Origin of the sequence: Loktanella sp. F6476L (assembly GCF_023015725.1) — a bacterium.
Taxonomy (GTDB): Bacteria; Pseudomonadota; Alphaproteobacteria; order Rhodobacterales; family Rhodobacteraceae; genus Yoonia.
The window spans coordinates 1-10,314 of the sequence record NZ_JALKAR010000026.1; the positions used below are offsets into that span (position 1 = coordinate 1).

Annotated in this window: 11 protein-coding genes and 1 tRNA gene; 5 read left to right on the forward strand and 7 right to left on the reverse strand. The window is 54.3% G+C overall.

The genetic code is table 11. The features are described 5' to 3' along the window. Positions 1-131 precede the first annotated feature (131 nt). Together MWU61_RS19415 and MWU61_RS19420 are read left to right on the forward strand one after the other, a co-directional pair. Positions 132-890: a formylglycine-generating enzyme family protein gene (locus MWU61_RS19415; RefSeq protein WP_247130141.1), complete on the forward strand. Its 759-nt coding sequence runs from the start codon at positions 132-134 to the stop codon at positions 888-890. 621 nt (positions 891-1,511) lie between these two features. Continuing rightward, positions 1,512-1,601 (forward strand) — tRNA-Ser (locus MWU61_RS19420). A gap of 184 nt (positions 1,602-1,785) precedes the next feature. Here the strand turns inward: MWU61_RS19420 and MWU61_RS19425 are convergent. The 5 genes from MWU61_RS19425 to MWU61_RS19445 all read right to left on the reverse strand — a co-directional run bounded on the left by MWU61_RS19425 (position 1,786) and on the right by MWU61_RS19445 (position 5,326). Next, on the reverse strand, positions 1,786-2,277 hold the full coding sequence (locus MWU61_RS19425; RefSeq protein ID WP_247130142.1) for a hypothetical protein: 492 nt from the start codon (positions 2,275-2,277) through the stop codon (positions 1,786-1,788). After that, positions 2,274-2,441 carry a hemin uptake protein HemP gene (locus MWU61_RS19430; protein WP_247130150.1) on the reverse strand — a complete coding sequence of 56 codons (168 nt, stop codon included), beginning with the start codon at positions 2,439-2,441 and terminating at the stop codon, positions 2,274-2,276. The genes MWU61_RS19425 and MWU61_RS19430 overlap by 4 nt, the downstream gene beginning before the upstream one ends. A 196-nt stretch (positions 2,442-2,637) precedes the next feature. Further along, complete coding sequence (locus MWU61_RS19435) at positions 2,638-3,660, reverse strand: AbrB family transcriptional regulator (protein WP_247130143.1); 1,023 nt, start codon at positions 3,658-3,660, stop codon at positions 2,638-2,640. Continuing rightward, positions 3,657-4,307, reverse strand: a complete 651-nt coding sequence (locus MWU61_RS19440) for a GntR family transcriptional regulator (RefSeq protein WP_247130144.1) — start codon at positions 4,305-4,307, stop codon at positions 3,657-3,659. Before MWU61_RS19440 ends, MWU61_RS19435 begins: the two co-directional genes overlap by 4 nt. Positions 4,308-4,372: 65 nt before the next feature. Beyond that, positions 4,373-5,326, reverse strand: a complete 954-nt coding sequence (locus tag MWU61_RS19445) for an alpha/beta hydrolase (RefSeq protein WP_247130145.1) — start codon at positions 5,324-5,326, stop codon at positions 4,373-4,375. Positions 5,327-5,413: 87 nt separating this feature from the next. Here MWU61_RS19445 and MWU61_RS19450 point away from each other — a divergent pair, with 87 nt between their 5' ends. Continuing rightward, entirely contained in the window at positions 5,414-6,151 is a 738-nt protein-coding gene (locus MWU61_RS19450) for a WYL domain-containing protein (protein ID WP_247130146.1), read from the forward strand. Here the strand turns inward: MWU61_RS19450 and MWU61_RS19455 are convergent. Continuing rightward, positions 6,140-7,390, reverse strand: coding sequence for a flavin-dependent oxidoreductase (locus MWU61_RS19455; protein WP_247130147.1), 1,251 nt, complete (start codon positions 7,388-7,390; stop codon positions 6,140-6,142). The genes MWU61_RS19450 and MWU61_RS19455 overlap by 12 nt on opposite strands. Before the next feature lie 271 nt (positions 7,391-7,661). On the opposite strand from MWU61_RS19455, the gene MWU61_RS19830 reads away from it, so the two are divergent. Next, a complete protein-coding gene (locus tag MWU61_RS19830; RefSeq protein ID WP_348645610.1) occupies positions 7,662-8,378 on the forward strand; it encodes a LuxR family transcriptional regulator in 717 nt (238 codons plus the stop codon). Between the two features lie 26 nt (positions 8,379-8,404). On the opposite strand, the gene MWU61_RS19470 is transcribed toward MWU61_RS19830, so the two are convergent. Then, positions 8,405-8,806 carry a rhodanese-like domain-containing protein gene (locus MWU61_RS19470; RefSeq protein ID WP_247130148.1) on the reverse strand — a complete coding sequence of 134 codons (402 nt, stop codon included), beginning with the start codon at positions 8,804-8,806 and terminating at the stop codon, positions 8,405-8,407. Between the two features lie 254 nt (positions 8,807-9,060). Here MWU61_RS19470 and cysE point away from each other — a divergent pair, with 254 nt between their 5' ends. After that, the gene (gene cysE, locus MWU61_RS19475; RefSeq protein WP_247130149.1) at positions 9,061-9,864 is read left to right on the forward strand and encodes a serine O-acetyltransferase; all 804 of its coding nucleotides are present in this window, start codon (positions 9,061-9,063) and stop codon (positions 9,862-9,864) included. Positions 9,865-10,314: the final 450 nt, after the last annotated feature.

Here is a 10,314-nt window from a genome sequence, read left to right on the forward strand (position 1 = left end):
TTAGCCCACTGGTCAATGCAATCCGCACCGCATCTTGGCGAAATTCGTCCGTACGTTTCAGTCCCATAGTTCATCTCCTTTGTTGCAGTAAATGCTATCAAAGGAGCGGCATCAAACCGCGACAGGTCCACATGCCAATCGCTATTGGCCGCAACGAAGTGACACGTGAAGAATGGGCAGCCTGTGTGACGGACGGGGCGTGCGAACAAGGGTTAAAAGCTCTGCCAAATGAGGTTGACTACCTTGCTTGCCTTCATGATGCAAAATGTGAGGCAACGCCGGACTCACGTCTCAAGTTTAGCCTGCGGGGCATCCCGCACACTTTGCATCCGCGTGATCCGATGACTGCTATAACCTATAGCGAAATGCTGGAATACACGTCATGGCTGAATGGAAAAGTGGGATCTAATGTTTATCGAATTCCGACTGAGGCGGAATGGGAGTATGCAGCACGGGCGGGAACAACAACACCATTCGCGCAGGGTAACGAGCTGACGTTAGGTCAAGCAAATTTTAAGATTGTTCAAGTTGACGTAAACGGTGAAACTATTCCGGATCGTGTCCGAGGTGGCGGAAGAGAACTGGTTCAAGTCGACACTCTCGATGCAGCAAATGCTTGGGGACTGAGACATATGTCAGGCAACGCAAGTGAATTTACAAGCACGTGTGGAGAAGGCCCACACCGGAGTTTGGCGTCATCGAGTAAATACCTTGCTGCCGACGCTGATCGCCGGAACTGTAGCCGCTCGCTAAAAGGTGGTATGTATTTTACAAATATGGAACTTGCGCGCCCCGCTCGTCGGGTTCCGATGAATGGTGACAACTGGTCTGTTGACAGAGGGTTTCGTGTCGTTCGGGACTTGGCATCTGATCTTAATCCTAACGACTGATATCGAAAGCTGTCATTGGCGCAGCCGCAGCGAAAGCGCGCTTTGTCCCGCGTTTCGGACGTGAACCCTCGAGCGAGCTAATGTCTGTTACTCCATAACTATAAAGTCTTAGTTAGGACTCGGCGGCAGCTCTTTAGGGATCGACTCATCAATTGTCTGGGAGTTTGCAGTCGCAACAATGGTCTGATTTGCGAAGGGTCCGGAGTGCGAACGACAAGAAACTATTTATGGTGACTTGAGGCGTCGACGTCAGGCAGTTGACGGTAACTACCGCTGATTTCTTAGCGATCTACCTTGGCTGAGGTCGGGCGGTAGATTTCGTGAGCTGAGCAGTGTGCTGGGCTAGAACGATTGCGGCAAATTGAACTAGTTACATAGCCTTAAGCAGTAAAATCATGGGAAATTGCGCTAGTCTAGCTTACACTATTTTGTCAGTTTAGGTGACACTTTTCGCTGACATTCTGTCAGGCTTCGTGACAACTTGTGCACGTTTTGTGTACGTTTTGTGTACACCTGTGTGCACCTGTGTGCACCTCGGCTATTTTCGCTTACAAAATGTTATTCGTCTGGAGGGCATTTTTTCTCTTGTAGATAAGGGACATGGCAACTATCACCGCCTACGGAGACGTGGCCGAGTGGTCGAAGGCGCTCCCCTGCTAAGGGAGTAGGCCCGGAAGGGTCTCGAGGGTTCGAATCCCTTCGTCTCCGCCATCAACCTCGATTTTGCGTTAAGGACTGACGACCCCTTTGGGGGCAACCGACGGCGTGCCGAGCGGGCTGGGCGTCGTTTTCGTTTCGAATTTGCCTTGTCGAAGAGTTCTATCTCACCGTGCGTCGCCTAAAAGAAGACGCCGAACAACCAGCCTCTCTGCAATGTTGCGGCTTACCGAAGCTGCTAGTGCAAGGTCGCTGGTTGTGCTTGGAAATGCTCTTGTTTGCCGCCCGTGCGCGGAGGTCGCACAAGACACATCTGTTTCAGAGCGAGCCCAAATTCCGTCGCGAGGGACGTCAACAGCGGGGCGACGTCAGGCCGGACCAGTAGCGTCGCGATCAGCATCGCATCGTCCTTGTCACCCATAACGGCAGTTCCGATGAAATTGGCGAAACAGGATTCGTCTGACCCAAGGCATTTGCAATCGACGGCATGCCGCATCAGCGGTCTACGCCCATGTCGTGCGCACAGACTGCATAGGTCTTCAAACGATTTCAGCGCCTGACGTCCTCGATCTGGGCCAAGTCGGGACGCGAAATCGTGCCAAACCTGCGCCTGACTATCCGGACCATGGCACCACAGCCGCAGATACATCACGGATGCAGCTTCGATATCCTCAAGTTCCGTGATGAAACCGACAGCAGCGCCACCACGTTTTTCCTGCGCGCTTGTCATTTGGTCAGGATCAACTTGCCGGCCCGCGTGATCCGCAGGGTGTAGATTTGGTCACCCAGGACGATGTGGGCTTGGCCGCCGCCCTTTGTCAGGTCTTCTGCCGCATACGTAGGTAAAGCGGTGGCGACGGGTGTGCCTGTTTCTTTTGCGATTGGAAGTGACATCATGACAGACTTCCTTTGGTTTCAGCTGCGGTCCATTTGCGATGTTTCATCAAGCCGTCCTCACATGGTTTACGTGTCGGGCTTCCCTGCAAAGGATTCGGGTGGCTTGACTGATACAATACCTGACTGAATCAGTAGGGTATGTCAATCCGGGAAAGCAAGACGGTGGCTGTGGTCCGCCTAGCCGAAGTTTCGCTTACGATTTCGGGCTAAAAATCCGCGCGGCGAGAGGCGCGCCAAGGATCACCACAACAATCCGCAAAACATGGTGGGCGATCACAAAAGCCATATCCGCGCCTGCGATCAAAGCTAACACTGTCATCTCCGCCTGACCGCCCGGTGCGAAGGCCAGCAGCGTTTCCATTGGGGGGGCGAGATGAAAGATATGGATCGCCTCTACAAATAGTCCTGCGAGCACTAGCAAAATCACGCAAAACCCAAGTGCGGCTAACACGTCGCGACGCAGCTCTTCGCCGGTCACGCCTGCGTACTTTGTACCAACCGTCATCCCGATAAAGAATTGCGCCATCCAGATTGCCTCTGTTGGCGGGCGGAATTGCAAGATGCCGGACAGCGCAAGGATGGCCGCCAAGATCATTGGTCCAAGGATCGACGCGCCAAACAGTCCCACGAATTTGGCAATTTGCCAGCCCGCAATGCCACAGACGGCCATCAAAACCATTTGCGACAGGGGTAGGGTTGTTGCCGACACGCCGGGCGGATTGTCAAAATCGACGCCCCAGTAGCCCTTCAGGATGAATGGCAGTGCAACCACGATGACCAGCACCCGTGTCGCATGGATAAGAGACAAGGCGCGGACATCGCCACCTGCTTCTTCGCCAAATAGCAGCATGTCTTGTAGGCCACCGGGCATGGCGCTGTAGTAGCTGGTCGCAAAATCAAAGCCCCACAGTTTCTGGAAATAGGGAACACCAAGCAGCCCGATCATGAAGATCATAAATGGGACAAGGATCAGGGTGGTCCACATGCTGGCCATGCTTACGACCAGCGCCCATGTGAACGTGGCCCCAACAGCCACCCCCAGTATCGTGCGCATCAGGTTGTTCACCACCGGCATGCCGCGCATTTCGACGCCTATCAGGGCCGCGATCAAGCACGCAAATATCGGGCCAAGCAGCCAAGGGAGCGGTAGGTTCAGGTACAATGACGCGGCCACGCCAGCCCCTGCAATCAGGTATGTTCGAAGAATTGCGATCATTGGTTCATCACCGCCAAGCGATGACGCAGCGATGTTTGCAGATGTGCGGCCGCGGCGGCACCCGCGGCGTCGCTGTCGCCTTTGGAAATCGCTGTGATGATCTCGGTGTGTTGTGCGACGACGGTTTCGATCCGCGCCGCATCCGCCAGTGTTGTTGGACCCAGCAACAAGAGCGCATTGTTCAAGGCGCGCGCGGATTCCAGCAAAAACCTGTTACGCGCGGACAAATAGATCGACTGGTGCAGGCGCTGGTTGATTGCCGCAGCTTTTGACGGATCCTTCACGGTTTCGGCCATCTGATCGTTTAACGCTGTCAACGCATCGACCTCTGCTTCAATCGCGTGTTTGGCTGCCAATTCCGCAGCGGTCCGTTCCAGCACCAGCCGCATTTCGTACAGTTCCACGACCTCCGTTTGCCCCAGCTCACGAATGACGGCACCGACACGCGGGCGGTGTTCGATGATGCGTTCCGCCTCGAGACGCCGCAGCGCTTCGCGAACTGGCGTGCGTGACAACGAAAAACGGTCCGCGATTTCGACTTCGCGCAGCCTATCGCCGGGGCGGTATTCACCCTGTTTGATCGCATCCATCAGTCGACTGAACGCGACGCTGCCTTGGGATTGGTCGGTGGTTTCGGGGGAGGTCATCGGAAACTCGCGTATTGTATCCACGCGGATGCAATACGCGAAAGCTACCTAAAATGTCAAAGCGATTATTGCCCGGCGTCGCCGTCGTATTCTGCCAGCCAAGCGAGTATTGCCTGATTGGTTTCATCCGGCATCTCTTGTTGAATCCAATGCCCGCAATCAAGGCTGACGACATCAACGTTCGGTACGAACTTTGTCAGGCTTGGGGATTGGGGGATCACGTCGCGATCACCGTAGATCATGAGTGCGGGCAGGGTGATGACGGGGTCCACGTCGGCCAGGATTTCCCAGTTGCGATCAAGGTTTCGGTACCAATTGATGCTGCCCGTGAAGCCGGATTGATCGAACGCAGACGCAAACACGTCCAAATCTTGATCGGTCATCACAGGTTCGCCAAGCGGCGCGTCTGCATTGGCCAAATTGATCATCATCATACCCGGTTCTGGCGGCGTTGCGGGTACGTTTTTGCGGTACAGATTACGCAGGAACCGCTTTGGGTTTGCATCCAACACGGCGTCCGCAACACCCGGTTGCCGATTGAAATGTACAAAATAATTGTCGGGTCCAAATATGTCCTCCATGAACGCAATCCACGGTTTTTCGGTGCGTTCTTGATAGGGCAATGCGAGGTTAATGATCTTGCTCACACGTTTGGGGTGCAGCATGGCCAGCCCCCAAACAACATTTGCTCCCCAGTCATGACCCATAAAGATTGCGTCGTCATAGCCGTAATGATCCAGCAGCGCCGTCAGATCGCCAGTCAAATGCGTCAGGTCGTAATCAGTGACAGTCTCTGGTCGGGATGAACGCCCGTAACCCCGTTGGTTGGGCGCGATGACATGATAACCCGCCGCCACGAGGACAGGAATTTGATGACGCCACGCATACGCATGTTCGGGCCAACCATGACACAGCACAATCGGACGACCGGCGTTTTCTTGTCCCGCTTCAAACACTTCAAGCGTGATTCCATTCACATCGATCAAGGTAGGTTCTGGAAAGTTGGTAGCATCAAACACGGCGTATTCTCCTTTTTTACATGTTTGATTGGTCTCTAATCTGTAATGGTGCCAAAAAATGTCACTATTGTACGTTAGGCTATCGAAATGAGTTCACGTCAAAGACAAGCCGCGATTGTGCGCAGCCTACGGCGCAATGGAACGTCAACGATTGGCGATTTAGCCATGCAAGTTGACGCGTCGCGCCGCACGATCCTGCGGGATATCTCAACGCTTCGGGACGAAGGATTTGTTATTCACTCTGAACCGGGGCGGGGCGGTGGTCTGCAACTTGATCCGCAGTCGGTGCAGACGTCTGCGCGCTTATCGGTGGCAGAGGTTTTCGCGCTTCTGATCAGTGTGGCGTCAATGCGAGCTGCGGGAAATTTGCCGTTTGCGGGTTTGGCCGATGCGGGATTGGCGAAGATTGAAAAGGCGTTGCCATCCGAAAAAATAAAGGATCTCCGCAGGTTTCTGGATTGCCTGTACGTCGGCCAGCTGGCCCCGCAGGTCGATATATCCGACTTGGGCACAATGGATGACGCCCTGCTGCCAGCATTTGAAACAGCCTTTCTAGATTTGCGACATCTTCGGTTCGGGTACCGCGACGCAAAGGGCAACGTGTCAACGCGCGAGGTTGAACCGCAAGCGATGCTGATCTTATCGCCGGTCTGGTATTTGGTTGCGTGGGACCCCGCGCGTTCCGATTTCCGTCATTTTCGCATGGATCGCATCAGCCAGCCTCAGGTCGTTGAAGGGGCGACTTTCCGGCGCCGTCACGTGCTGTTCGATGATACTGTCCGTCCGGTCCAAAGGCATGGCGGCAAACGCATTCTAACGGACTAAAATCGTCGGCGGTGCAGCGTTCAGCTGTTCAATAGCGAACCCTGCGGCGGCTTTGTATTTGGCCATGAAATCGGCCCGTTCCTGTTTCGGAATAACGGTATCGATATCGTCAAAAAGCCCGCCGCACCGATCATTGAGGATGTGCAGCAATCCAAAAGGACCTGCGCCACGGTTGCGCAGAACCAGCTCGGATATCGGGCCACACAGTTGGTCGTTAAAGCTGGTCAGCGCGTCTGGCGTCACGCCGTGCTTTTGCAGCGCAGCCCCAAGGACACGGGCATCTACGATGGCCTGGCTCGCGCCATTTGATCCGGTCGGATACATCGCGTGCGCGGCATCGCCAATCAACGCAACCGATCCATCGACCCAAGTCGCCACGGGGTCGCGGTCGATCATCGGGTTTTCATACGCGCAGTCGGCCTGCGCAAGCATCGCTGGGACATCAAGCCAGTCATATCGGAATTCGTCAAAGTGATGAACAAAGTCGTCGACGCTGGCAGGACGGAACCAGTTTTGATGATGCCACCCGCCATCGGTGTCCATCGTGACCTCTGCGATCCAGTTGATCAGGGCCAATCCATCGGTATCCGGTTTCGAAATCGGATACATCACCATGCGCTGACGGTGTGTGCCAAGCCCGACAAAGGACGATCCAGTCCGCCAAGGTTTGGCGCGCACTGTGCCACGCCACATCACGGCACCGCCCCAATGGATCGGCGGCTGGTCAGGGTGCATCTGGGCGCGCACGGCCGAATGTATCCCGTCTGCACCTATAAGAATCCGATCGTCTATGGTCGTGCCGTCAGACAAATGAACCGCGACACTGGCAGGTTTGTTGTCATAGCCGGTGACTTTTGCGCCCAGCAAAACGGCGTTCTCGCCGATCCGTTCGATGACTTTATGGTACAACATCATGTGGAAAGCGCCACGATGGACTGCATATTGCGGCCAAAAGTAACCGGCATCTGTTCCGCGTGGTTCCGCGTACACTTCTTTACCGTTCAGCCCAACCAGCGCCCATTCTTTGGCTGCGATACCGACGCCGTCCAGATCATCAGCCGTTATGCCAAGATCGAATAGTTCACGCACAGCATTGGGTTGAATGTTAATGCCAACACCCATCGGGCGCATTTCTTTTGCGGCTTCGATGATTGTGCAAGGAACACCGATCTGGTGCAACGTTAACGCAAGCGTAAGCCCGCCAATTCCTGCGCCCGCGATAATCACGTGGTCTGACACTGCAATATTCCTCACCCTGACGCTGCGCAGCAAGCGGCTCGCAGTTGTACAGTGCTGACATATCATCAGGTAAGCAAGATCGGGTCGTCAGACGCGGATGTCATCTTCGGTCATGGCAAGCGCACGTACAAAGGCATCATCCTTGTTTTCCCGAATGTCTTTTAAGAGCATTAACATTGATCGTATCCAGATGGAGAGGGGTTAGGTTGTTGACAGAACGCCGGACAAAGGTATCCATACGTCGCTAACCCAAAGGGGGGGACCTTTCGCTGTGGTCGAGAACGACGCGTTTGCGAATTTAAAGAGTGACGTTATCCTGACGGGCACGGTGCAGCAGTCGATTAAACGCCTGACCGGATTCTTCGAGGTTGATTTCGTCACGCTTCACTTGTTTCGTGGCGGTATTGATGCCACGAACAGCCCCTTCGTCCGCACCAATTATCCTGATGCCTGGGTCAGCCAGTATTTGCTGAACGACTACGTCCGTATCGATCCGGTCCTTCAGCATGCGCAAAACCACGAAGAACCGTTTTGCTGGTCTGAAATCGCCTTGGATGCCCAACAACTGCACATGATGGAAAAGGCCATTGCAGCGGGCGTTGGCCAGACTGGTTTCACCGTCACGCATGTTGATAGTATCGGCCGTCGCAGCATGTTGTCGTTCAACGCCAAAGCGGCAAAAGGTGGCGAAACGTGGAAACCGTTCTTGGTGGAACACGGCGAACGCCTGCAAGGCCTTGCCGCAGACATACATCTGAAATCGCTGGCCGAACTTTACGGTGAAAACGAAGAGCTGCCCCAACTGTCGCCGCGCGAAAGCGAATGCCTCAAATGGACCGCAGAGGGTAAAACCAACACAGAGATTGCGATCATTCTTGGCCTGTCCGACCATACCGTCCGCGGCTACCTGAAGGTTGCTCGCGTCAAATTGGACAGTGTTTCGCTGGCCCAAGCAGTCGCAAAAGCATCTTCCATTGGCTTGATCTAATCTAGGTATCAACGACGCGGTGACGATTAGGCGCAGCCACAGATGATGTCTGTGCCGGCACGGGCGTTTTCACCGACTGTGGCATAGCCGTCGCGTATCCACCAATCGAGTCCGCCCATCAGTTCTCTGACTTGAAAACCAAGTATCAGAAGCTTCAGCGCGGTCTTGGTGGACGCGTTGCAGCCGATACCGTCGCAGTAGCAGACGTAGACTTTGGACTTGTCCAGATAGGCCGTGGATTGGACACAGATTTCGCGGTGCGGCATGTTGATCGCACCTGGAATGGCTTCTGTCGCAAAAGCCGCCGCAGACCGGCCATCAACAACCACAAGGTTGGTGTCCACATCTTGTAAGGCTTCATAGGTATCCCAAGAATCGAACTCGTAAGAGAGCTTCTTTTGGTAGTGAAGCAGTTGATCCATATCCATGTCGTGTTCCTTTGTTTCTGTCTGCTGCCGCAATGGGCATTAACCGTGTTGCCCTGAAGCTAAGGGAATCTGCATTTTCCGTATATTCATCCGAAATGGACGGCCGATCGTAGCCCCCCAATTGAGGGGGGTGGCCCTCAGGAACCTGTCACATAAGGTAGGACACGCGAAAGAGCTGGAAAATGCCCCGTAATTGGGCAATCTTGAAACTGTTCTGACCTCAAAGAGCACTGATTGATCGAAAGACACAGACTATGAGTATGACACTTGCATCCTCTCCTGCACCCGCTCACCCCGATTGGACCGCATTGACGACCGAAGCCGCAGCTTTGATCGAAAGCGAACCCACATTGGCTGAACTTGTGCGGTCCTATTTCCCCAAAGACGGCACATTTTCCTTGGCGCTATGCAGTTTGCTAGCTGACAGTTTGCAGGCCCCGTCAGTTGGAAAGGGCGTCTTGGAGAGCCTCTTTCAAGATGTTCTCGCAGCAGACGCCGGAATCGCACAGGCCGCATTGGTGGATCTCCAAGCGATCCGCAGCCGCGACCCGTCTTGCCCGTCCTACCTTCACGCATTTCTGAACCTGAAAGGGTTTCAAGCCTTACAGGCCCACCGTATTGCGCACTACCTCTGGAGCGTTGATCGGAACGAAATGGCGGTTTGGCTGGCCAATCGTGTATCTGTCGTGATTGGGGCTGACATTCATCCTGCAGCGAACATCGGCGAAGGCGTGATGTTTGATCACGGATCGGGCGTTGTGATCGGTGAAACGGCTGTCGTCGAAGATAACGTCTCTATTCTCCAAAACGTCACGCTCGGCGGGACCGGCAAAGTTGGCGGCGATCGTCATCCCAAAGTGCGCTTTGGCGTGATGATCGGGGCAGGGGCCAAGATCATAGGAAACATCGAAATTGGTGCGAATAGCAAAGTGGCGGCAGGCAGCGTCGTACTGAAAGATGTCCCGCCCAATTGCACGGTCGCGGGTATCCCTGCGCAGGTTGTACGCATCCATGATGCACGAACAGTGCCATCCGAGACGATGGATCAATCGCTGTAGCAATTGCGCCCAATGCGATTTTATGCAGCGCCTGCATCAAATGGTGCAGGCGTTTTTCGATCAAGTAGTCAATTTTTTATAGGCGCCAGAGATGGGCGGCATGCAGCATGTGAACGCGCCACATGTCCCGAATCGACTTGTTATTATGGGGCGAACGGCGGGCGCTTCGTGATGGAAAATGTGTCTGCCTAAGATGTCCGCACATCGCGAACATCATAAAACTGTCTAGTTTGTCGATTTCGTATGAGTGATTGCAGGAATAATATTTGGGCGGCGGACGTAGCCTATGCAAACGTTAGGGACGGATAAAATCCAAACTGTGATTTCTGGGAGGAACACATGAAATCTTTGATGAATACGGCTTTAGGGCTGTCTTTGGTTGTTGCGACGTCATCTGTTGCGGTTGCTGATGGGCACGCGCAGGAATTGACGATTGCGATTGTGAACAAC

Coding starts and splice junctions, on each gene's coding strand:
- MWU61_RS19415 (WP_247130141.1), top strand. CDS start 132: ATGCCAATCGCTATTGGCCGCAACGAAGTGACACGTGAAGAATGGGCA.
- MWU61_RS19425 (WP_247130142.1), bottom strand. CDS start 2,277: ATGACAAGCGCGCAGGAAAAACGTGGTGGCGCTGCTGTCGGTTTCATC.
- MWU61_RS19430 (WP_247130150.1), bottom strand. CDS start 2,441: ATGTCACTTCCAATCGCAAAAGAAACAGGCACACCCGTCGCCACCGCT.
- MWU61_RS19435 (WP_247130143.1), bottom strand. CDS start 3,660: ATGATCGCAATTCTTCGAACATACCTGATTGCAGGGGCTGGCGTGGCC.
- MWU61_RS19440 (WP_247130144.1), bottom strand. CDS start 4,307: ATGACCTCCCCCGAAACCACCGACCAATCCCAAGGCAGCGTCGCGTTC.
- MWU61_RS19450 (WP_247130146.1), top strand. CDS start 5,414: ATGAGTTCACGTCAAAGACAAGCCGCGATTGTGCGCAGCCTACGGCGC.
- MWU61_RS19470 (WP_247130148.1), bottom strand. CDS start 8,806: ATGGATATGGATCAACTGCTTCACTACCAAAAGAAGCTCTCTTACGAG.
- cysE (WP_247130149.1), top strand. CDS start 9,061: ATGAGTATGACACTTGCATCCTCTCCTGCACCCGCTCACCCCGATTGG.